The sequence below is a fragment of the Salinimicrobium catena genome, from assembly GCF_900102915.1.
GTDB classification, from domain to species: Bacteria; Bacteroidota; Bacteroidia; order Flavobacteriales; family Flavobacteriaceae; genus Salinimicrobium; species Salinimicrobium catena.
Map to the genome: position 1 here is coordinate 487,405 of NZ_FNGG01000002.1, position 22,800 is coordinate 510,204.

24 protein-coding genes are annotated in these 22,800 nt (G+C 43.8%); 15 read left to right on the forward strand and 9 right to left on the reverse strand.

The features are described from left to right. Positions 1–151: 151 nt before the first annotated feature. Positions 152–2,896: a peptidoglycan-binding protein gene (locus BLS64_RS15265; RefSeq protein WP_218124601.1), complete on the forward strand. Its 2,745-nt coding sequence runs from the start codon at positions 152–154 to the stop codon at positions 2,894–2,896. Between the two features lie 3 nt (positions 2,897–2,899). Here the strand turns inward: BLS64_RS15265 and BLS64_RS06715 are convergent, their stop codons facing one another. After that, a complete protein-coding gene (locus tag BLS64_RS06715) occupies positions 2,900–3,412 on the reverse strand; it encodes a GreA/GreB family elongation factor (protein ID WP_093112734.1) in 513 nt (170 codons plus the stop codon). A gap of 83 nt (positions 3,413–3,495) precedes the next feature. Here BLS64_RS06715 and BLS64_RS06720 point away from each other — a divergent pair, with 83 nt between their 5' ends. Then, the gene (locus BLS64_RS06720; protein WP_093112735.1) at positions 3,496–4,755 is read left to right on the forward strand and encodes a glycosyltransferase family 4 protein; all 1,260 of its coding nucleotides are present in this window, start codon (positions 3,496–3,498) and stop codon (positions 4,753–4,755) included. A 45-nt stretch (positions 4,756–4,800) separates the two neighbouring features. Here BLS64_RS06720 and BLS64_RS06725 read toward each other — a convergent pair whose 3' ends face one another. Then, positions 4,801–6,141 (reverse strand): aspartate kinase, encoded by a 1,341-nt coding sequence (locus BLS64_RS06725; protein ID WP_093112957.1) that lies wholly within the window; start codon positions 6,139–6,141, stop codon positions 4,801–4,803. Between the two features lie 102 nt (positions 6,142–6,243). Between BLS64_RS06725 and BLS64_RS06730 the strand changes: the two genes are divergently transcribed. Further along, positions 6,244–6,894, forward strand: coding sequence for a hypothetical protein (locus tag BLS64_RS06730; RefSeq protein ID WP_093112736.1), 651 nt, complete (start codon positions 6,244–6,246; stop codon positions 6,892–6,894). A gap of 2 nt (positions 6,895–6,896) precedes the next feature. Here BLS64_RS06730 and BLS64_RS06735 read toward each other — a convergent pair whose 3' ends face one another. Continuing rightward, entirely contained in the window at positions 6,897–7,727 is an 831-nt protein-coding gene (locus BLS64_RS06735; protein ID WP_093112737.1) for an SMP-30/gluconolactonase/LRE family protein, read from the reverse strand. A gap of 119 nt (positions 7,728–7,846) precedes the next feature. Here BLS64_RS06735 and BLS64_RS15395 point away from each other — a divergent pair, with 119 nt between their 5' ends. Continuing rightward, entirely contained in the window at positions 7,847–7,975 is a 129-nt protein-coding gene (locus BLS64_RS15395) for a hypothetical protein (RefSeq protein ID WP_256325190.1), read from the forward strand. An 11-nt stretch (positions 7,976–7,986) separates the two neighbouring features. On the opposite strand, the gene BLS64_RS06740 is transcribed toward BLS64_RS15395, so the two are convergent. Genes BLS64_RS06740 through BLS64_RS06750 form a run of 3 tightly spaced genes read right to left on the reverse strand, consistent with a single transcriptional unit; the run spans position 7,987 to position 9,886 of the window. After that, positions 7,987–8,619, reverse strand: coding sequence for a CPBP family glutamic-type intramembrane protease (locus tag BLS64_RS06740; protein ID WP_093112738.1), 633 nt, complete (start codon positions 8,617–8,619; stop codon positions 7,987–7,989). A 29-nt stretch (positions 8,620–8,648) separates the two neighbouring features. Beyond that, the gene (locus tag BLS64_RS06745) at positions 8,649–9,416 is read right to left on the reverse strand and encodes a phosphatase PAP2 family protein (protein WP_093112739.1); all 768 of its coding nucleotides are present in this window, start codon (positions 9,414–9,416) and stop codon (positions 8,649–8,651) included. Between the two features lie 29 nt (positions 9,417–9,445). After that, positions 9,446–9,886: a 3D domain-containing protein gene (locus tag BLS64_RS06750; protein ID WP_245693387.1), complete on the reverse strand. Its 441-nt coding sequence runs from the start codon at positions 9,884–9,886 to the stop codon at positions 9,446–9,448. 301 nt (positions 9,887–10,187) lie between these two features. Between BLS64_RS06750 and BLS64_RS06755 the strand changes: the two genes are divergently transcribed. Continuing rightward, complete coding sequence (locus BLS64_RS06755) at positions 10,188–10,616, forward strand: FKBP-type peptidyl-prolyl cis-trans isomerase (protein ID WP_093112740.1); 429 nt, start codon at positions 10,188–10,190, stop codon at positions 10,614–10,616. A gap of 74 nt (positions 10,617–10,690) precedes the next feature. On the opposite strand, the gene BLS64_RS06760 is transcribed toward BLS64_RS06755, so the two are convergent. Continuing rightward, a complete protein-coding gene (locus BLS64_RS06760) occupies positions 10,691–11,041 on the reverse strand; it encodes a 4Fe-4S dicluster domain-containing protein (protein ID WP_093112741.1) in 351 nt (116 codons plus the stop codon). 64 nt (positions 11,042–11,105) lie between these two features. Between BLS64_RS06760 and BLS64_RS06765 the strand changes: the two genes are divergently transcribed. From BLS64_RS06765 to BLS64_RS06795, 8 genes are all read left to right on the forward strand, one after another. After that, positions 11,106–12,185: an acyl-CoA reductase gene (locus tag BLS64_RS06765; protein ID WP_093112742.1), complete on the forward strand. Its 1,080-nt coding sequence runs from the start codon at positions 11,106–11,108 to the stop codon at positions 12,183–12,185. Between the two features lie 99 nt (positions 12,186–12,284). Beyond that, positions 12,285–13,349: a 3-phosphoserine/phosphohydroxythreonine transaminase gene (gene serC, locus BLS64_RS06770; RefSeq protein WP_093112743.1), complete on the forward strand. Its 1,065-nt coding sequence runs from the start codon at positions 12,285–12,287 to the stop codon at positions 13,347–13,349. 45 nt (positions 13,350–13,394) lie between these two features. Then, a complete protein-coding gene (locus tag BLS64_RS06775) occupies positions 13,395–14,348 on the forward strand; it encodes a D-2-hydroxyacid dehydrogenase (RefSeq protein WP_093112744.1) in 954 nt (317 codons plus the stop codon). Positions 14,349–14,474: 126 nt separating this feature from the next. Then, on the forward strand, positions 14,475–15,083 hold the full coding sequence (locus BLS64_RS06780) for a DUF937 domain-containing protein (protein WP_176763440.1): 609 nt from the start codon (positions 14,475–14,477) through the stop codon (positions 15,081–15,083). Positions 15,084–15,102: 19 nt separating this feature from the next. Continuing rightward, positions 15,103–15,540 carry a DUF6146 family protein gene (locus BLS64_RS06785; protein ID WP_093112746.1) on the forward strand — a complete coding sequence of 146 codons (438 nt, stop codon included), beginning with the start codon at positions 15,103–15,105 and terminating at the stop codon, positions 15,538–15,540. Positions 15,541–15,616: 76 nt separating this feature from the next. After that, entirely contained in the window at positions 15,617–15,937 is a 321-nt protein-coding gene (locus BLS64_RS06790) for a DUF6787 family protein (RefSeq protein WP_093112747.1), read from the forward strand. An 8-nt stretch (positions 15,938–15,945) separates the two neighbouring features. Continuing rightward, on the forward strand, positions 15,946–16,266 hold the full coding sequence (locus BLS64_RS15185; RefSeq protein WP_176763441.1) for a hypothetical protein: 321 nt from the start codon (positions 15,946–15,948) through the stop codon (positions 16,264–16,266). 62 nt (positions 16,267–16,328) lie between these two features. Beyond that, positions 16,329–18,599: a TonB-dependent receptor gene (locus BLS64_RS06795; RefSeq protein ID WP_093112748.1), complete on the forward strand. Its 2,271-nt coding sequence runs from the start codon at positions 16,329–16,331 to the stop codon at positions 18,597–18,599. A 56-nt stretch (positions 18,600–18,655) separates the two neighbouring features. Here the strand turns inward: BLS64_RS06795 and BLS64_RS06800 are convergent, their stop codons facing one another. Continuing rightward, positions 18,656–18,961 carry a hypothetical protein gene (locus BLS64_RS06800; protein WP_093112749.1) on the reverse strand — a complete coding sequence of 102 codons (306 nt, stop codon included), beginning with the start codon at positions 18,959–18,961 and terminating at the stop codon, positions 18,656–18,658. Between the two features lie 47 nt (positions 18,962–19,008). Further along, entirely contained in the window at positions 19,009–19,557 is a 549-nt protein-coding gene (gene msrA / locus BLS64_RS06805) for a peptide-methionine (S)-S-oxide reductase MsrA (protein ID WP_093112750.1), read from the reverse strand. 131 nt (positions 19,558–19,688) lie between these two features. Here msrA and BLS64_RS06810 point away from each other — a divergent pair, with 131 nt between their 5' ends. Then, positions 19,689–22,124, forward strand: coding sequence for a DUF5916 domain-containing protein (locus BLS64_RS06810; protein ID WP_093112751.1), 2,436 nt, complete (start codon positions 19,689–19,691; stop codon positions 22,122–22,124). A 16-nt stretch (positions 22,125–22,140) separates the two neighbouring features. Continuing rightward, the gene (locus BLS64_RS06815; protein WP_093112752.1) at positions 22,141–22,800 is read left to right on the forward strand and encodes an ABC transporter ATP-binding protein; all 660 of its coding nucleotides are present in this window, start codon (positions 22,141–22,143) and stop codon (positions 22,798–22,800) included.

The following is a 22,800-nucleotide window of genomic DNA, read 5'->3' on the forward strand; positions in this document are numbered from 1 at the left end:
TGTGAAAAGTAAATTCAACACACGCACTCATAAAAAATTTCCCTATTTTCTAATTTCAATCTTACTAATTCTTACTACCTCTAGAGGCCTTAATGCTCAACAAAACCTCCCCGGCCACGACGAACTAAACGTAGAAATATCCGTTCCCAAAATGGGAATAGTTGAGATTCCCATCGCTATTCAGGGCAATGATGCATACCTTCCTGTTCAGGAACTCTTTAATCTCCTTCAACTAAAAAATGTTGAAATTAACACAGGAGTCATAGGCTTCATTATTCATCCCGACTCTACCTACCATATCAATTACAAAGATCGGGAGATCGTCTACCGGGATGAGATCTTTCCTCTTAAAGAATCTGATGTCATTAAATCACCAACCGGGAATTATTTGAAATCCGATTATTTCGGAAAAGTGTTCGGATTGCATACCAATTTTTCCTTCCGGAGCCTTTCAGTGAAATTTCAAACCGAAAAGGAATTACCTTTTATTAAGGAAATGAAGCGAAAGGAGATCCGGGAAAATCTTAACCGGGTAATAGGAGTGGTTAATCCGGATACCATCATGCCTCGCCGGTATCCTTTTTTTAAACCGGGTTTCATTGATTGGGGAGTTACTTCTACCCAACAAACCCAAATTGTCAATGACAACAGATTTACTTTAGGAGTCGGAACCATGTTTATTGGCGGGGAAACAAATCTGAGATTAAATTACTCAACGAGGGTTCCGTTTAATTCCCGCAATCAATTCTATCAATGGAGACTGGTGAACAACTACAGTAAATTTTTCAAACAGGTCAGCGTCGGCAGGATAAACACTCGTGCTACTTCTTCTGTATTTGCTCCTATAAACGGAGTGCAGGTAAGTAACAGCCCGTTTCAAAACAGGAGAAGCTTTGGAACTTTTACCCTTAGCGATTTTACAGAACCCAGGTGGACAGTGGAGTTGTATGTGAACAACGCACTGGTGGATTTTACCGTGGCAGACGCATCAGGATTCTACACTTTTGAAGTTCCACTCATGTATGGAAACACCGCGGTAGATCTCAGATTCTACGGACCCTACGGGGAAGAACGAATTGAGGAGAGAATGATCAACATTCCTTACAACTTCGTTCCCAAAAATGAATTCGAATATACTTTGAGTGCAGGAATACTTGAAAATCCGGAAAATGACCGTTTTTCGCGCCTTAATATGAATTATGGTCTCAATAATTCCATTACGCTTGGTGGTGGTGTGGAATATCTTTCTGATGTTAGCAGCGGCGAGGTAATGCCTTTTGTTAATGCTTCTGCTAGAGTTGCTTCAGGTTTGCTTTTCAGTGGGGAATATATGTATGGCGTCAAAGGAGAAGCTTTATTGAGTTACCACACTCCACAAAGTCTGCAGGTAAATGTGAATTACATCAAATATCATGAGGATCAGACCGCCATTAGATTTAATTACCTGGAAGAGCGAAAGATAAGCTTATCTACTCCTATTAGAACCAAGGCATTTTATATGTTCAGCAGGTTGAGCTTGAATCAGATCCTTATGCCTGCTACAAAGCTTACCACTGCCCAATTACTGCTTTCAGGAGGATTTATGGGAATAAGCACCAACCTTACTACTTACGGGATCTTTAACAGCAGGGTTGATGATCCTACTATCTACAGTTCTCTTTCTCAGACCTACAGGTTGCCTTATAAATTTATCTTTTCGCCTCGCGTTCAATATGATGTAAGCAGAAATACTTTTACAAATTTAAATGTAGAACTTGAAAGACCCATCTTCAGGAACGGATTTGCCAATGTGGGCTATGAAAATAACTTCCGCAGAGATGAACATATTTTTGAATTCGGGTTACGCTACAGTTTTGACATGGCTCAAACTTCGTTTTCATCCCGAATTGGAAAGCACAACAGTTCATTTGTCGAGTCAGCACAGGGAAGTATCCTTTTTGATGACAATACAGATTTTGTGATGGCAAGAAACCGTACATCGGTAACAAGAGCCGCATTGACACTGGTGCCTTTTCTCGACCTAAACTGGAATGGGCAAAAAGATCCAATGGAACCGGGTGTTCCCGGGCTTGAGCTGGGTAACCGAAGTGGAAATGTCACATATAATAAGGATAGAACAGTCATAAGAATAACTGAACTGCAGCCTTATGTTGATCTTTTATTACAACTGGATCCAACCAGCCTCGATAATATCGCCTGGCATATTCCTGATCCTAAGATCGGCGTGCACACTACTCCAAATCATTTCCAGGAGATTCATGTCCCTGTTCAGGTTTTAGGAGAAGTGGGCGGAATGGTTTATTTAAAGGATTCCAAAGGAACCCGCGGTCAGGGCCGAATCAGAGTGCAGATCCTGAACAGAGATGATAGTGTCGCGGCTGAGTTTTTAACTGAAGGAGATGGTTATTTTACTTACTTAGGTCTTGCTCCAGGGCATTACAGAGCGGTTATAGATCCGGAGCAGTTGGAAAATCTTGATTTCAAAGTAAGCCCTGCTGAAATTCCGTTGAACATTGAAGTTGACAAATACGGGGACATAGTAGATACTTTGGAATTCGTTATTGAACCCAATGTGCCTGAAGAAGTTTCTCAGAATGACTCCCCTCAAAGCCCCATAAAGGAAACTGAAGAGCCGCTGGTTCCTAAAAAGGCGATCAGGATAGATCTCGGTGAGCGCGGCTATTGGGCCTTTAGCGACACAGATGATAATATTAAATTGATCCAGCAATTCCTGAAGGAACTGGGTTACGAAAGCGGAAAAATCGACGGGATCTACGGCGAAAAAACGCTGCAAGCGGTACGGAAATTCCAAAGAGAGACGGGAATTCGCCTGGATGGGATCTTTGGCCCTGAAACTCTTGGAACCCTCGAGGACAGATTAAGTGAGAAAAAATAATTTTCAGGAGTAATTGATCGACAGGATCTCCAGCTGCTGTAATTTCCCTGCCATCATGACTTCTGCCTTTTCTCCTACTTTTTTGCCGGTGAGGGCTTTTGCAAGGGGTGCCAAAAATGCTATTTTTTGCTGTTTTATATCGGCTTCATCCACCCCGACAATAGTAAATTCCTGCTCTGAATTTTTCCTGTTTCCGGACAAAAACCTGAATTTTACGGTAGCCCCGAACCGCACTTCGTCGGCAGGCTGATCTTTGGGCTTCAGAATTCTGGCTGAAGCTATTCTTTCATTGAGCAGCCTTAACTTACCATCTATCACAGCAGTAGCATGCCTTCTTTCTTTATCGCTGGCAATGTCCAGGTGGCGTCTGGCGGCTTCCAGTTCTTCCCGTTCTCTCGCTAATTCTTCATGTCCCTTCGGAGTGACATAATTGGTCACCCCCAGAGGCAACGCAGCCCTCGGCGGGATGAATGGTGCCTCTTCCTGATCTTCCTCTTTTACAAATCCGCGGCTCATAAAATTCTTTTCCTAAATATCCGAAATACGCCTCACTTTTCAAAAAAGGTCCTTTTGCGCAGGATTTCCTGTATTTTTACGGCATGAAAAAATTGCTGGTAATAGGCTATGTTTGGCCCGAGCCCGATTCTTCGGCGGCAGGCAGGCGCATGCTTCAGCTGCTGGACCTCTTTTTAGAGCAGGATTACGAGATCACCTTTGCCACGACTGCGGCTGAAACCGAGGTGATGACAGATCTTTCTGCACTGGGAATAGCTACGGAAAAGATCAGGCTGAATCATCCTTCTTTTGATGATTTCCTGGCGGAAATGGATCCGGAAATAATCCTTTTTGACCGTTTTATGATGGAAGAACAATTTGGGTGGCGTGTTGCAGAAGTATGTCCTGATGCCATAAGGATACTGGATACCGAAGATCTTCACTTTTTACGAAATGCCCGGCAGGAAGCAGCAAAGCGAAACCTGGAATTGAACTCCAAAATGCTTCAGTCTGATCTTGCAAAAAGAGAAATCGCCAGCATCTACCGCTGTGATCTGTCACTGATCATTTCGGAAGCGGAAATGGACCTGCTTCAGATGGAATTCGGGATCAGTGAAAAACTGTTATTCTATCTACCCTTTTTGGAGACAGAACTTTCCGAAGAAGAAAAGAAAAAATTACCCGATTTTGAAGCTCGAAGGAATTTCATCAGTATCGGAAATTTCAGGCATCAGCCAAATTGGGACGCGGTACTTAACCTAAAACAGAACATCTGGCCACTCATAAGGAAAGAACTTCCGCAGGCCGAAATTCATATTTATGGCGCTTATCCGGCTCAAAAGGTTACACAGCTGCACAATGAACGGGAAGGTTTTATTGTAAAAGGCTGGGCAGCGTCCGCTTCCGAAGTGATTCAAAGTGCCAGGGTCCTTCTGGCTCCATTGAGATTTGGCGCAGGCTTGAAAGGCAAGTTCATCGATGCCATGAAAAACGGAACTCCTGCCGTTTCCACTTCCGTAGGAATTGAAGGCATGACCGGAGACCTTTCTTGGATGGGAAAGATCGCCAATGAACCGGAAGCCTTCGCACAGGCTTCCGTGAAACTTTACACCAACAGAGAGCTATGGGAAAAAGGGCAAAGAAATGGGTTTGAGTTGCTGGAAAAGAGGTTCTCTAAAAAGTCCTTTTCCGAAGCCTTTTTACATAGGCTCATCGAGTTAAAGGCAAAACTGGTTGAGCATAGGCAAAATAACTTTACCGGCGCCATGCTCACACATCACCAAACAGCGAGCACGAAGTTCATGTCACGCTACATCGAGCTTAAAAACAAATTGGAAGAGCTAAACAAGAAACGGCCGATATAAATCGGCCGTTCTATCCAAACAAACAAAACTAACAACGTAAAACAATCAATAAAACGTTTCCGTCACGAGTTTTTCTTCAAATAACTTGCGGTTGAGCGTTTGCAACGCCTTGATTTTATTTTTTGTGTCCACGAGCAGGGAAATATTGTTGCTGCTTCCACCGTAAGAGATCATCCTCACGGGGATGTCATTAAGCAACTCGAATAACCTGAAGGTGTGGCGGTCATTGATCACCCCCTCGCCTACTATGCAGATGATGCTGTGATCGCGATCTACAGAAATTTCACCGTATTCATTGAGTTCATCCAGAATTTGCTGCAGGTTCCTGCAGTCGTCGATGGTTAGCGATATAGCGATCTCTGAAGTGGTGATCATGTCAATGGCCGTTTCATACCTGTCAAAAACATCAAAGATCCTTTTTAAGAACCCGTGAGCCATCAGCATTCGGTTTGATTTGATCTTGATGGCCGTAATTCCGTCTTTGGCAGAAATGGCTTTTAAACCGTGTGCCTGGATCTCTGATGAGATCTTTGTTCCGGGTGCATCCGGGGTAAAAGTGTTCTTCAGGAATATCGGGATATTCTTTTCTTTCACCGGAGAAACTGTTTGCGGGTGCAGGATCTTTGCCCCGAAGTAAGCCAGCTCGGCAGCCTCCTCAAAAGTAAGCTGTTTGAGTGCCGTTGTATTTTCCACATACCTCGGATCATTGTTATGGAAGCCGTCAATATCGGTCCAGATCTGTACTTCCTGAGCGTTTATGGCTGCCCCAATGATCGTTGCGGTAAAATCGCTGCCACCACGGTTTAAGGTGTTGATGTTCTTATTGCGGTCAATGCGAACAAATCCCTGGGTAAGGTAAACCTCGTTGGGAACTTCGCGGTGCAGGGTCTCAAAAAGCAGTTTTTCTACCGGTTCTATATCAGGATTTTCAACGCTAGCCACATGCATAAAATCCCTCGCATCAAGCAGCGTATTTGAGACACCAACTGCTTCCATGTAATTCGAAAAAATGGTGCTGAGAAAAGTTTCTCCAAAAGTGACCACAGAGGCTTCTCTTACCGCCCCCGGTTCCTCTTCTGTGGTTTCCAGAAGCATCTCAAAATAAGATTCAAAAAGATCGGTGGTCGCTTTCTTTTTTTCTTCGGAAGTGAAAAGCTTTGAAATGAGGTCAAGGTGCTTTTGCCTGATCTCTTCTATTACTATACTAGCCTCAGCCTCATTGCCTTCAGCGAGAGCCCCGTTTAACCTCACCAGTAAATTGGTAACGCCCGACATTGCCGAAACTACCACGATCTTTCTTCCCGGTTGGGAGACGATGATATCGGTTACGCTTTTAATGCTTTCTGGCGTTCCAACAGAGGTGCCGCCAAATTTTAAAACTTTCATAGATTTCTCTTTTCCACAGTGCATAATTACAGACTGGTTTTCAGGGTATAAAAAAAACGATCTCTTTTTTATATCTTTACACAAAATGTATAATAATTAACAATGAAGACCATAAGTACCTGTGTACATGATATAATTAGGCATCAGCCTTTTCTTGATGACGCCCTTGCCAGGAACATCATCAACTTTAGTTCTCTGGCAGCCGATCTGCAACCCCAGGTGGAAAAAGAAATGAGAAAACCGGTGAAGCAGGGTTCCATCATCATGGCCCTTAGACGCTACAGCCCAAAAAGAAGTAAATTCAATACTCGTGATTTTCAGAAATTGGGTGATATGATCGTGCGTTCGGGAATCACGGAATTCACCTATCTTAATTCCAAGGATACGGTCGCAAAAAAGGCGCAGTTGCTTAATGCGGTAAAGGATAAAGCTGGAGTATACCTGAATTATTCCAGTAATTATCAGGAAAGCATCTTTTTGGTTTCGACCAGTCTGCAGCCTACCATTAAAGAGATCTTTAAGGATGAGAAGCTGGTGAACATATCAGATGAACTGTCCTCCATCACCATTGCTCTGCCCGAGCAAAATACCAAAACAGTGGGATTATACTTTTACATCTTCAAGCTGCTGGCTTATGAAGGAATCCCTGTATATGAGGTGATCTCCACCTCCAACTACTTTACCCTGTTCCTGGAACAGGATTACGTGAACCAGGCGTTCATGCTGATGAACGAAATAAAAAGCAGGGGCTAATATTAATTCAGTCGATACCACCAGATGGCGTTCTGGTGGTTCATAGGAAGCACCAGTTCTTCTGTACCTTTCAGAAACAGGATATCGCCAGAACTTTTTTCTGATCGAAGTACCTTCTCCATTCTGCCATTCGTGTTGATCCTGTAGATGTCTCCTGTGGCCCAGTCTGAAACGTAAAAACTGTCGGGAGCTATTTTTTGAATCCCGTCCAGGTTTCCTATACCTTTTGGGCTGATCTTTTTGATCTCTTTCGATTTCCTGTCCACCTGGAGAAGATGTCCCGGTTCATCCTTGCCCCAGGAAGCTACAAAGATCTTATCTTCAGAAACCAGCAGCCCGTTTGGGCGTTCCAGTTCTTGAGTATTTAGCCATTCTGAAATGTTCCCGGAAACATCCCTTTTATAAATGATATTTCCAACCAGGTCCGAGATGTAAATGTTTCCTTCTTGATCAGCGGCAATATCATTCAGCGATTTGGCATTTTCTACTTCGGTCTTACTGATGATGTCCCCGGAAGCAGGATCTATTTCCACCAAAAAGCTAATATCTGTAACGAACAATTTATCCCCATGCAGCAGGAGTCCTTTGGGGTCTTGCAGGCCTTTCGCCCAGATAGTATCAAGGATCTCTCCGTTTTCAGAAACTTTAGATATAAATCCATCCTGCTCCTCCTTCCCTGCCATGTTGGAAACGTAGTACACCTTTTGCTGCTCATCAAAGACCACTGACTCCGGGTGATGAAAACCCTGTAGCTGTTTGTAGGGTTTCTTTGTCTTTTGTGCATTGGCCTGGATGAACAAACCAAGTAAAAGGCTGATCACAAAATATTTCATACTCCTGATTTTATCTAAAACTACAAAAAATGATTTTAGGAAACATTTAAATTAAACTTTTCCCAAACACCCTGCAGGCAAACCAGGATTGCTTTATTTTTACCCTGAAAAAAATTGCTATGAGGAAGATCATCAGAGCTCTGTTAGCCGGATGGGGTGCCAAAAAACTTGGAGGCGGATGCGGATGCATCGGCATGATAGTGGTCTTCATCATTCTTTGGTGGCTCTTATCCAACCTGGGGATCTGATCTTCTTCCTTTTATTGAAAAAAATATCCGAAGCCTATCGTGAACATTATGATTCCGTAGAGATAATGCTCCAGGCTCACATTCAGTAAACTTTTCGTCTGATAGTAATTGTAAATAAAGACCCAACTCACCAGAAAGGTCGCGATGGGTGCTACAAAGTTTCCGTAGATGAAATGTGTAAGACCAAAGATAAAGGCATTACTGAACATTAGCAGGTACTTTTCCGGGATGAGAGCTTCATACCGGTGAAAATAGTAGACCCTGTAAATGATCTCCTGCGGAAATACAGAAGCTATAGGATACAAAAAGAAGGTAAGCACATAGCCTTCAAAGTTCTTGATGGGATAACTCAGGAACAGGTCCGGAAAGATCCACCAGGTGAACCATACCAGCAGCAGGGTAATGATCACGATTCGCACCACACTTTTTCCCACATATCTTTTTCTAAAACGCGTAAGGACTCTTCTGTCAAACTCAGGGTCGCTGAGCATGAGCAGTAAGAATGTTCCTGCGATCAACACCAGTGGAATGATCTTATACCAGCCTTCCAGGTATCTGTTGACGATAAAGGGCACAAATACATAGAAAATTATGAATTCAAAGACCAGAAAAGGTGTTGATGTGTAGAAGTTTTTAATGCTCATGTCCGGATCTGAGGAAAGAAAAACTTCTGTTAATCTTCAAGGTTTTCTTCTACTTCCACATTACCTTCTCTGTCTCTTTTTCTCGCTCTTAATAAGGCAATAATGTTAAAAAGCACCACGCAAAAGGCAACCCAGATAAGCCCGGCTATAAATCCGCCGGCAACGTCTGAGGGAAAGTGGACTCCCAGGTAGATCCGGCTTATTCCAATGGCAAGAATAAGGAAAATAAATATGGTTGAAAGTACTGCCCGCAGCCAGCGCTTCATTTTGATCTGAAAGACCAGGTAAGTAAGGAAGCCATAGAAGGCCATGGCGCTCATAGCGTGTCCGCTTGGATAACTTAATGATTTTACAACTACCAGGTGCTCTATGGTTGGTCTCGCCCTGTTAAATGCCCTTTTTAAGGCGATATTGGCCAAAGCCGAAATGATCAATACCCCCAGGAGTTGAAAAAGGAACCATTTGTTCCGCAATTTGAAAAAGAAATAGATAGCGGCCAGGGTGGTCGCAATGATGTAAGCGTATAGATCTCCCATATCGGTTATGAACTGGAAGAACTTGTTGAGTTCGGGAGAGCGAAAAGAGGTGATATAATCGGTTACTTGAGTATCGTATCTCCTGAGGGCTTTTCCGGAGATCTCTTCACTTAGTTCCACAAAAACGTTCAATCCCACCACGAAAACAATGAACGCCAGGAAAATAAGCAGGTAAAAAGGAAAATAAGGATGATTCCGGGAGCCGTGCGTGCGCATGAATTCAACGATCTTGTTGATCGCCTGGGTGATTCCTTTTCTCATTCTATGGTTATTTGGTTGGTTATTTCAGCTCATTCCTCCATTTCTACGGGAAAAGATATCTCCACCTTCTTTCTGCCCCAGTTCATCGCTTTTTCCCGGTCAATTCCCATGTAAATATCGATCTTGTTCTTCCAGCGGGAATGCATTTTATCGTTTACGATAAAGATCCCCTCCAGCCCTTCGATCTTTACGGGGGTTTTATAAGTAAGGCCCTGTTTGATCAGGTCCCTTGAAACCGCAATTGATTTTACACCTGGGGTCAACGTATCGCCCCAGGCTGTAATTTTTGGATTGCCAGATCCCTGTACTTTCAGGGAATTATATGCCGAAGCCGTTACTGTCATCGTCTTTACTTCGGGCATTACCTCTTCCCTGCCTTCTTCATCGCAACTCCATAAACTTCCCACGAAAAAAAGCGGAAGTAAAAGCAGTTTTAAAATGAATTTTTCAGAAATCATCATTACCAACATACTAAAAATTTATCGATTACACATATCAGCGATCCTTTATTAACCCTCTTTTAAGAAGGGCTTTGGAAGGATACCGCCTCTAAAACTTCATTTTTGACCGATTATTTTTCGGCGGTGCAAAAAAACACAAATCCCGTTCATTTCAGGCAGTTATCTGGGGAAACTTTGTGTTTCCTAAATATAATGGTACCTTTGCAAATCGAAATGTGGATCTACATCCAGCGCTGTTAAGGACTTCCCTTTTTATTTTCTGTTTTATTTCCATTTCACATAATTTTTTTAATTAGATAAACACGTTATTATGAGTCAGGTTAAACAAAATGACACTGTAAAAGTTCACTACACCGGAAAATTAGCCGACGGGCAGGTTTTCGACAGTTCTCTCGAGAGAGAGCCTATCGAATTCACAATGGGTCAGGGTCAGCTTATTCCAGGGTTTGAAAAAGGTCTACTGGATATGAAGGTGAATGAAAAGAAAACCATCAATATTCCTTCTGAGGAAGCTTATGGTGCGCCAAGACAGGAATTGGTTCAGGAAGTGGAAAAAAGCCAGCTTCCGGAAGAGATCAAGCCTGAAGTAGGAATGGGACTTGTTTCAAAAAGCCCTGACGGCCGCGAAATGAACCTTGTGGTTACCGAAGTAAAAGAAGACACTATCGTTGTTGACGGAAACCACCCATTGGCAGGAAAAGATCTTGTCTTTGATCTTGAAGTGGTAGAGATCAAATAAGAAGTTTTCAAATGAGAGCATAAAAAAACCTGCAGATCTCTGCAGGTTTTTTGTTTTTATACACGTTCCCGAAACTAATCGTGATGCATGAAAGATTGTTTTCCCAGCAACTGCTCTTCGGTTTCCTCGTTGGCAGGATCGGGTACGCAGCAATCCACAGGACACACGGCAGCGCACTGCGGTTCCTCGTGAAAGCCCATACATTCAGTACATTTATCGGGAACAATATAATAGATCTCATCACTTAACGGTTCTTGTGCCTCATTGGCATTAGCCTGTTTCCCATTGGGAAGGACAATATCTCCGCTTAGGTCTGTTCCGTCTGCATAACGCCAGTCGTCTGCTCCCTCGTAAATAGCCGTATTTGGGCATTCAGGTTCGCAGGCTCCGCAGTTTATGCATTCGTCGGTTATAATAATTGCCATAGCTTATTTTTATTCTAAATTTGCACAAATTTAAAGCCAAATCAGTTCTTAAACAAATTAGAGAATGACAATTGAGGAGCGGAAAGAAAAGTTTGTAAGCCTGGGAAAATTCCTTGGTCAGTTCACTGCGGAAGGGATCTTTGAAAAAGAAAACATCCCTCACAACGACCAATTTTTTGCCAGGATGAAGGATACGATCGAAGCGGCAGTACACCACAACGGCTGGTTCACTCGTGAAAATGTGCTTTTCTCGCTTGATCAATGGAGCCGGGCGCTGACTTCAGAGAATCTGGACCAATGGCTGAAGCCTTATGGCCTTTCAGAAGTGCAGCCAAAGACCGTTGGGCTTATCATGGCCGGTAATATTCCGCTGGTGGGCTTTCACGATTTTCTTTCGGTTTTAATAAGCGGCCATAAGGTCCTGGTGAAGCAATCTTCCAATGACAAGCTCCTGCTTCCGGTAATAGCCGATTATCTCATCGCTCTTGCCCCGGAATGGAAGGAAAAAATTCAATTTTTGTCAGATTCTTCAGAAGGAGCTTCAAAAATGAAAGATTACGATGCGGTTATCGCCACCGGTAGCAATAATACCGCTCGCTACTTTGAATATTACTTTGCCGGAAAACCCTCCATCATTCGCAAGAACCGAAGTTCCGTAGCCGTTCTAACGGGAGAGGAATCTGCTGAAGAACTCGCTGCTCTGGGGGAAGATATCTTCAGGTATTACGGCCTGGGCTGCCGCAACGTCTCTAAATTGTACGTACCAGAAAATTATGATTTTGATGCATTTTTCAAAGCTATGTATTCCTGGAATCCCATTATCAATCAGGCTAAATACGCCAACAACTACGATTACAATAAGGCGGTCTACCTTATGAGCCAGTTCAAACTGCTGGAAAATGGATTTCTGATCCTCAAGGAGGATAAATCTTTCGGTTCCCCTATCGCCACGTTGTTCTACGAAACCTATTCAGATAAAGAAGAACTGAAAAAGGAGCTGGAAGCGAGGAAAGAGAACATTCAATGTGTGGTTTCCCAAGAGCTGTTCGAGAATGAAGTAGATTTCGGAAAAACTCAGCAGCCCAACCTGTGGGATTATGCAGATAATGTAGATACTCTTCAATTCCTGACAAAAAAGATATAAAACCTGCGGGTTTTCCTCGAAAATGCGGGTAAATTATCATTTTAATAACAAGTAAACCCGCATAGTTTTCTCATATTTGTAACTGTTAAAAATTTCAATATGAAAAAACACAACTTTAGCGCAGGCCCCTGTATACTCCCGCAGGAAGTATTTCAGGAAGCGTCGCAGGCCATTCTTGATTTCAACAACTCCGGTTTATCCATTTTAGAGATCTCCCATCGCAGCAAAGATTTTGTAGACGTGATGGAAGAAGCCCGCAGCCTGGCACTTGAACTACTGGGGCTGGAAGGCAAGGGTTATAAGGCTCTTTTTCTGCAGGGAGGTGCAAGCATGCAGTTCCTTATGGTAGCTTACAACCTGCTAAAGACCAAGGCGGCATATCTCAACACCGGAACCTGGAGTACCAAAGCGATCAAGGAAGCCAAATTCTTTGGAGAGGTTGCTGAAGTCGCTTCTTCGGCCGATAAGAACTTCAAATATATTCCTAAAGGTTTTTTCATACCTTCAGACGTGGATTATTTTCACTGTACCAGTAACAATACCATCTATGGTACCCAGATGAAAGAATTTCCGCAGACCCCCCGGCCGATGATCTGCGATATGAGCAGTGATATCTTTTCCAGGCAAATGGATTTTTCACAGTTCGACCTTATTTACGCGGGTGCCCAGAAGAACATGGGACCTGCAGGAACAACCCTGGTAGTGCTCAAAGATGAGATCTTAGGAAAAGTGGATCGACATATCCCTTCCATGATGGATTACCAGGTACATCTTAACAAGGCGAGTATGTTCAACACGCCGGCAGTCTATGCTGTGTATGTTTCCATGCTTACCCTAAGATGGCTTAAGAAGAACGGCGGGATCGCGGGAATTGAAGAATTGAACGAGAAGAAAGCAAACCTGCTGTATTCAGAGATAGACATAAATCCTCTGTTTGAGGGTTATGCCAATAAGGAAGATCGCTCGAACATGAATGCTACTTTCAACATCACCAACGATGATCTCAAGGAGACTTTTGACGACATGTGGAAAGAAGCAGGGATCAATGGTCTTAACGGCCACAGGAGTGTGGGCGGATATCGCGCTTCCCTCTACAACGCCCTGCCTCTAGAGAGCGTGCAGGTGCTGGTGGACGTGATGAGCGAAATGGAAAGAAAAGCCTAATCAAAGCTCCCTTTTCAGGGGACAATAAAACCATAATTAGCATACATGAAAGTTTTAGCAAACGACGGTATTTCTCAAAGCGGGATCGATGTTTTGGAAAAAGCCGGTTTTGAAGTAATAACTACTAAAGTAGCCCAGGAACAGCTAAAGAATTATCTTAAGGAAAACGAGATCGATGTCCTACTGGTACGCAGCGCCACCAAAGTTAGAAAAGACATTATCGATGCCTGCCCAGACCTAAAAGTGATAGGTCGTGGTGGCGTTGGGATGGACAATATTGACGTGGAGTACGCCCGCAGCAAAGGGCTTCATGTGATCAATACTCCAGCAGCCTCCTCAAGCTCTGTTGCCGAATTGGTCTTCGCCCACCTCTTTGGAGGCGTGCGATACTTGTATGCTGCCAACAGGGAGATGCCTTTAGAGGGGGATTCCCGTTTTAAGGATCTGAAAAAGAGCTATTCTGGCGGACGAGAATTACGCGGAAAAACCCTTGGTATAATTGGCTTCGGAAGGATTGGCCGCGAAGTGGCAAAGATCGCTTTGGGTATTGGAATGAAAGTGATAGCCAGCGACCGTACCGAAGGGGAAGCGACCATTACCCTGGAATTCTACAACCACCAGGAGATCAAGATCCCTATCAAAACTGAGCCGGTTGATCAGTTGATCAAACATTCCGACTTTATCACCCTACATGTACCTGCTCAGAAGGAACCGGTGATCGGGAAGGAAGAGATCAAAAAAATGAAAGACGGTGTGGGTATCATCAATGCTGCCCGCGGCGGAGTGATCGATGAAGTAGCTCTTATCGAGGCTCTTGAGAGCGGAAAAGTTTCTTTTGCCGCTCTGGATACCTTTCAGCATGAACCCTCCCCTGCCATTAAAGTGTTGATGAACAACAGGGTTTCCTTGAGTCCGCACATTGGGGCTGCGACCAACGAAGCCCAGGACAGAATAGGCCTTGAACTGGCCGACCAGATCATCAATATTCTGAAAAAGTAAGTTTTAAGAAAATCTGAAAATATAAAATGCTCCTGTTAAAAAGGAGCATTTTTTTTGAATTGCTCCTTCTGAATTCTGAGGTGGCCTCAATTTTTTGTAAATTATAATTACTTAAAAATGACTATTATGGCTTCAATTTTAGATTTTTTAGATACAGACACAGGAAAACAATTCGTTCAAAGATCCAGCAAGGAAGTTGATGAATCACCAGACAAGGTGAGATCGGTTCTGGGGATGGCCCTACCAATGCTCATGGGCGCGATCAAGAAGAACACCACTTCTTCTGAAGGTGCAGAAAAATTGAATTCTGAATTGGATAAGGAAAAACACAACGGCTCAATTCTTGATTCTCTAAAAAATGGAGATCTGTCAGGAATGCTTTCTGAAGGTTCAGGTATAATTGGGCATAACTTTGGCGGCAAACAGGACAAGATCGTAGACGTGGTGAGCTCAGCCACTCAAATGGATTCATCTAAAGTCACGAAGATCATTAAAATGGCCGCACCGGTGATTATGGGCATCCTGGGGAAACAAAAAAGGAAAGATGATGTGGGTAAAGGCGGGCTTTCCTCCCTGGTGGGATCTGTGATGGGTACGAATTCCTCTCACGACCAGTCTTTGTTGGAGACCTTTATGGATGCCGATGATGACAGCAACATAGCGGGACAGCTTACCGGGAAATTGTTTGGAGGTAAATCCGATTCCAAGGGACTGGGAGGCTTTTTCAAAGGCTAATTAATTTAATGCAGGAGTTATGAAAAATCTTATTTACGCGCTGGTTTTGGGGCTGTTGATCTACAGCTGCTCTTCTACCAAAGAAAGGTCAATGGGCGCTTCAAATGAAGTGGCTCAGAACGATACGGTGAGCGATACCGTGCGTATTGCCAATGACAGTCTGGAATACGAGATCATCATTATTGATCCCGGTTACTCCTATTTTCTGAATGCAGTGGCGAGGCCCGAAGGATACCATTCACAATCTTACCTGGAGAACAAGAACCGTTTTTTGGTTAGCGATTACAACCAGAGGGTGCGGGAACCCTTCAGGTACAATCCGGATATATATACCCAGGAGATAAATTACGACCCTAATATAGATTACGGCTACGACGTCAATTACAAGCTGTATAATTACTTTGTCTACCTCTCCCAAAAATATAACCAGCGATTCTCGGTTCCTACGCGCTTGTGAGTTGATATTTTTAAGATGAATTTTGGATAAATTTAAAATCTACAACTTTGTCTGATTTCTTTTTTATCTTTGCCGCATGGAAAAATTGAAAAAACGCTGGGGCATTTCTTCCACCGGGCAAATCCTGCTGATCATCCTGGTTTTTGGGATAACAGGTTCATCTTCAGTTTATGTGGCCAAACCAATTCTAGAATATTTCGGTTTTGCAAGAATAAATTTTTCTCCTGAATTCTTTTGGGGAGGTTTGATCTACTACACCCTTAGAATTCTGTTGATCTTTCCTGTCTACCAGGTGCTATTGGTTTCCTATGGCTGGTTGTTTGGGCAGTTCAACTTCTTTTGGAATTTTGAAAAAAATATGCTTTCCCGAATGGGGTTTGCACGAATTCTTAAATAGAAGTTCTAATGTCCCAAAAGACCAACTTTTTTTGGATCCTTTTACTTACAGGTATTCTCAGCTTTCCATCGGCTGTGGAACTCGCGCACGTATTTACGGGACATCAGCATAACTTTTGCAATCATTACTCTGAATCTCACATTCATCAGGATAATTTAGATTGCGAGCTACTTACCTTTCAACATTCAATCTATTCTTCTGCTGAATTTGTCAGCTTTACACATTTCCTTCCGGGGATACACGTAGAAAAGACCAGCAGGGAATACTGCATTTTAAGTACTCATGAACCCCTGCCATATGGACAGCGCGGGCCTCCGGCACTGGCTTAAACCTACCGGAGACATATATTCATTTTTGGGAGTCCTGCTCCCGTGTACTTAAAAATATCAGCATGCAAAAGTTATTATTGGGGCTGTTCTTTATTCTACCCCTATTCACCTATAGTCAATATAATATTTCAGGAGTTGTTCTGGATGAGAATTCCGGAGAACCTGTAATTGGAGCCACTGTTGAGCTTCAAAAAACCGAAAAGATCGCAGTAACCGACCTGGATGGAAAATTCAGTTTTTCAGGTTTACCACAAGCCGAATACACTCTTATTATTTCCTCGCTTGGCTACGGAACCAGGACCGTAAAGTTTAGCCTGCCCGGGGAAGAAACTTTTGAGATCCTGCTCTCTCCTACTGCCATTGAAATTGAAGAAGTGATCGTTTCCACCCCTTTTCACCAGTTGCAGAGCGACAATGTCATGAAGGTGGAACGCGCCACCGTTGAAGATCTCAACCGTACCGGTGCCCTAAACCTTTCCGAAGGAATATCAAAAATAGCCGGGGTAGAGACCATCACTACGGGATCAGGGATCGGTAAACCGGTAATTAGAGGCCTTAGTTCAAATAGGGTCCTGGTCTATACTCAGGGAGTGAGACTCGAAAATCAGCAGTTTGGGGATGAACATGGTCTTGGAGTATCGTCTTCTGGAGTTGAAAGTGTGGAAGTCATTAAAGGCCCTGCTTCCCTGCTCTACGGAAGTGATGCTTTGGGCGGAGTGCTTTATCTAAATCCCGAAAAATTTGCTCCTGTAGACAGTACACAAATCGACCTGGCAGGGAATTACTACAGTAACACCCTTGGATATGAAGCCAATGCAGGAATTAAAACTTCGGGAGAGAACCTGAAGTTCCTGGTGCGCGGAAATTACGCAGCCCACAGTGACTACGAAACCGGTAACGGGAACAGGGTTACCAATACGAGGTATGACGAATGGGACCTTAAAACCGGTTTGGGATTCAGAACTACAGGTTACAGTGGTGATCTGCGTTACAACCTGAACAGCAGTCGCACGGGTATTCCTGAAGAGATCGGAGAACAGTCCACTTCCAAAGAGTTTCAGGAGCCATACCAACAGGTAGAGAATCACATCTTAAGCCTGGACAATACTTTTTTTCTGAAGAATGCTTCGCTTGATGTGAAATTGGGCTATTCTTTTAACGACCGGATGGAATTCGAGGAGGAGCATGAGGAAGAGCATGAGGAAGAGCATGAAGGAGAAACCGAAGAAGAACATGCGGCACATGAGGAGGGCGAAGCGGCCTTAGAGATGCATTTGGAAACTCTCAACTATGATGTGAAGTACAATTTTCCGCGGTACGGAAAGTTCGAGACCATAATCGGCCTGCAGGGGATGCACCAGACGAACAGGAACTTCGGGGAAGAATTCCTTATCCCCGATGCAACAACTACAGATTTCGGGATCTTAGCGACGAGTCACTATCACCTGGAAAAAGTTGATTTTCAGGCAGGATTACGGTACGACCACAGGAATATTGACAGTAAAGCCATGGGAGAGATTGGCAGTGAGGATTTCCGCAGCAGCCTTGAGAGAAGTTTCAACAGCTACAATGGGGCCGTTGGAATGAAAGTGGATCTTTCCCGTCAGTTATCTTCAAGGTTGAATTTGGCTACAGGGTTCAGGGCTCCCAACCTGGCGGAACTCACTTCCCGCGGCAGCCACCACGGTACTAATCGCTATGAAATAGGAAATCCAGACCTGGAAAATGAACAGAATTACCAGCTGGACCTGGCTTTGGAATACAGAAATGTGCATTTTGAGGTGTTCACAAACGCTTTTTATAACAAAGTGAGTAATTACATTTTCTTATCCCCCACAGGAGAAATTATCGATGAAAATGCTGTTTTTGAATACGTACAGGACGATGCAGAGCTTTATGGTGGGGAAGCCGGATTTCACTTACATCCTCACCCGCTGGATTGGTTACATATAGAAAGCAGCTATGAACTGGTGATCGGGAAAAAGGAAAATGGCGAATATTTGCCGCTTATCCCTGCGCAATCTGTTCTCAACACTTTCAGAACAGAATTTAAAGATAACGGCTGGTTGAATGAGGCTTTTGCACTGGTAAGCCTGAAAACGGTTTTTGATCAAAACAATCCCGGAAACTTTGAAACGTGGACTCCCGGTTATTCGCTGCTGAACGCCGGAGTAGGCAATACTTTCTACTGGAATTCCACAGCTTTGGAATTAAGGATAAGCGGGAACAACCTTCTTGATAAAACCTATATCTCCCATTTGTCACGCCTCAAACCTGATGGCATTGCCAACATGGGCAGAAATATCATTTTCAGCACCAGGTTAAGGTTTTAATTTAAAAAAGAAAAGGCTGCCGTAAATGGTAGCCTTACTTTTTGGAAGTATATTTCTTAAACTATTTCCACTTCTATGGTCTGTCCTTCGGAAGAGGTTTGTTTTTTCCACACGTAAGTGTACAGCCACATAAGAGTAAAAGTTGGGATCACATCTGTGAATGGCAGGATCTCTTCAAGAAAGACCAAAACAGAGGCAAATTTCCCTTTTTTACCCGGGAACATCACAGACATTTTCTTGGCGGCATAGGGTGCCCATGCCAGGTCAAGGAAAGGACCTACCAGTGGTACAGCCGAACTCGCCATACCCACGGCATCATACACTAAACTCTTAAAAAGCAGCTTTTTATTCGGTATTTTCATCTTTTTCTTTTTCTTGAATAATGCAACAAAAGTGCCATTTTTAAGCTCTACGCCTGTTTCAGCTTGTCAGCAAAGCTCTCTTTCAGCTTTTTAACCTTAGGGTCAATGATCACCTGGCAATAAGGCTGGGCCCTGTGCCGGTTATAATAATCATGATGTTCCTGTTCGGCCACATAAAAAGCCTCAGCTTTTGTAACCTCAGTCACTATAGGGTCTGAGAAGGTCTTTTCCTCTTCCAATTCTTTGATGACCTTTTCGGCGATCGCTTTCTGTTCTTCGGAATGATAAAATATCGCGCTTCTGTACATGGTACCCACATCGTTCTGCTGCCGGTTTAGGGTGGTGGGATCATGTGTAGCGAAAAAGATCTTCAGCAGTTCTTCATAGGAAATCAGTTCAGGATTGAAATGCACCTGAATGGCTTCAGCATGGCCGGTCCTCCCCGTTACTACCTCGCGATAAGGCGGATTTTTAATGTTTCCGCCGGTAAAGCCCGAGATCACCTTCTCTACTCCCTGTACTCTCTGGAAAACAGCTTCGGTACACCAAAAACATCCGCCTGCCAAAGTAGCCAGTTCTATTTTCTTCTCTTTCATTGTTGTTTTTGCTTAAAAGTAAGGAAAATTTGAGCGAATCCCCATTTTTACAGGACCTTCTGCTTTTAGATATCCCAATTCTTCAGTAACATTGCAAACCAGGCTTCACTATCTGTAAAACTATTTTTAAAATGCCCCGAATATTCTTTTTTTTCCTGTTGTTGCTTCTTCTCCCTCAGCTATTGTTTTCACAACTTCAGAAGAAATACGAAAAAAAAGAATATCAGATCCAAAGGATAACCGATGCTCCAAAGATCGACGGGATCCTGGATGACTCCACCTGGAAAGATATTTCTGTAGCGACCGATTTTGTGATGGTGGATCCCGGGGATGGCGATCCCTCGCCGGCTACTCATCCAACAGAGGTAAAGCTGGCTTATGATGATGAAGCTATTTATGTGGCTGCCGCAATGTATGACAACGAACCTCACAGGATAAGAAGAGAATTTGCCCAACGCGACAATCTACCCATCGCCGACTTTTTTATAGTGGACTTCAATACTTACAATGACGGAGAAAATCAAACCCGCTTTATCCTGACGGCTGCTGGAACCCTGGCCGATGCCAAGATGAAGGGTCAGAACGAAGACTACAGCTATAATGTGGTGTGGGAAGGAATGGTTTCCATAGATGAGAAGGGCTGGTATGCCGAAATGAAGATCCCCTACTCTGCCCTGCGGTTTCCCGAGAAGGAAGAGCAGCTTTGGAGCATGCAGCTTGCCCGCAAGATCAATCACCGTAACGAAACCTATGTGTGGAATTACATCGACAAATCTGTCGGGAAACTGACGCATTATAACGGACTTTTAAAAGGGATCACTAACATTGATCCGCCTGTTAGGCTGAGTTTTTATCCGTATGTTTCCGGGGAAGTGGAGAACTATGACGGGGACACCCAAACCGCTTTCAACGCGGGAATGGACCTTAAATATGGCATTAACGAAGCCTTTACCCTTGATGCCACCCTTATTCCGGATTTTGGCCAAACCGCTTATGACGAGGTGGAACTGAATTTAGGCCCTTTTGAGCAGACCTTTGGGGAGAACCGTGCTTTCTTTACTGAAGGAACCGAACTCTTCACCAAAGGTGACCTTTTCTACTCCAGAAGGATCGGTGATACTCCTACCGGCTTCAATGAAGCCCAGGACGCAAAACTCGAAAATGAGGAGATCATTGACAATCCTGAAAAGACCGATCTGCTGAACGCTCTTAAGATCTCGGGTAGAACCGAAGGCGGCCTTGGGATCGGGTTTTTCAACGCGATCACTGAAACTCAGAAAGCAAGATACCGCAATAGAACTACCGGAGAAACCCGGGAACTGGTTACCGAACCCTTTACCAATTATAATATTTTTGTCCTGGACCAACAGTTCGATCAAAAATCCTCCATCTCTCTTATCAATACCAATGTGACCCGTGAAGGCCATTTCAGGGACGGAAATGTGACCGGATTTCTGTTTGATATCTTCAATAAGAACAGTTCTTTCAATTTCGCGGGGGAAGCCAAAATGAGCAATGTGAACCTGCCGGCCCAGAATCTCACCGGTTTTGCCTCTACCCTGGAATTTTCCCGTACCAAAGGCAAATTCAGATATGGAGTCAAACACGACTTCGCCAACGAGACCTATAACATAAACGATCTGGGGCTTCTGTTCTTTAATAATTACAACAATTTTTACTGGGAAACATCCTATCGCATCTTTGAACCATCGGGTATTTTCAATGATTACAATATTCAGCTTTTTGGGAACCACCAGCGCCGTTATGATCCTGATGTGGGGGTGACCACTAATTTTGGCGCCAGTTTTTTCGGAATGACCACTCAAAGATTCGCTTTTGGAGGTAATCTAAATTACAGCACTCCTTTTAAGGATTTCTTTGAACCGCGTCGCGAAAACCGGTTTATTGAATATCCCGAAAATTGGTATGTCCAGGGCTGGATCTCTTCAGATTACCGAAAAAGGTTCGCGGTAGATTCCCGCCTGGGTTACAACTCTTACCTGGGGACAGATCACGGGCAGCTTAACTTCAGCTTTAGTCCGAGATTCAGGGTGAACAACCGCTTTTTACTGGTCTATTCCTTTGAATACATGCAGGAGAATAACCGTGACAGTTTCGTGGAATTGCTTCCGCAGAACATCGTCTTCGGAAACCGCGACAGGGAAAGCATTGAAAATTCCCTGCAGGGAACCTATAACTTCAGCACGAATGATGCACTCAACCTTAGCTTCAGGAATTTCTGGTCTGCGGCCAATTTTACGCAAGGAGAATTCAGCAGCCTTCAGCAAAATGGCAAATTAACACCATATTCTTATGAGGTCGATGAAGAGAACGATCCCAACGCCCACTTCAACATCTGGAACCTGGACCTTAGTTACCAATGGCGATTCGCACCGGGAAGCGAAATGATCCTATTGTACAGGAACTCGATCTTTAACCTTGACGACCAAAGCCACCTTTTGTACACAGAAAGCCTTGAAAACCTTTTCCAGCAGCCCGGCAGGCACAACCTTTCTTTAAGAATCGTATATTACCTGGATTATAACCGGATAAGATCCATTATTTAAGATTAATATTGCAAACATGATCGAAGCAGAAAACATCCATAAAAGCTATAACAGCCTGCATGTCCTAAAGGGCGTTAACCTTCATATTCCCAATGGGGAGATCGTCTCGATCGTGGGAGCATCAGGTGCCGGAAAAACTACCCTTTTACAGATCCTGGGAACTCTTGAAAATCCTGACAGGCAGCAGAACAGTAGTCTCACCGTTAATGGCGTGGATGTATATAGTCTTAACCCGAAGGAACTCGCCAGGTTCAGAAATGAGAACGTAGGCTTCATTTTTCAGTTTCACCAGCTGTTACCTGAATTCACCGCACTTGAAAATGTCTGCATTCCTGCCTATATCAGGGGAACTTCAAAAGACGTGGCCGAAAAAAGAGCCAAAGAATTGCTGGGTTTTCTGGGATTGCTGAAACGTGCAGATCACAAACCTTCAGAAATGAGCGGTGGGGAGCAGCAAAGAGTGGCTGTGGCCCGCTCTCTCATCAACAATCCCGGGGTGATCTTCGCAGATGAGCCTTCCGGAAACCTTGACAGCGAATCGGCCGAAAACCTGCATAAACTGTTCTTTGAATTGCGGGAGGAATTTGGCCAGACTTTTGTAATTGTGACGCACAACGAAGAACTTGCCGACATGGCCGACAGGAAGCTCACCATGGTTGACGGTAAGATCATTTAA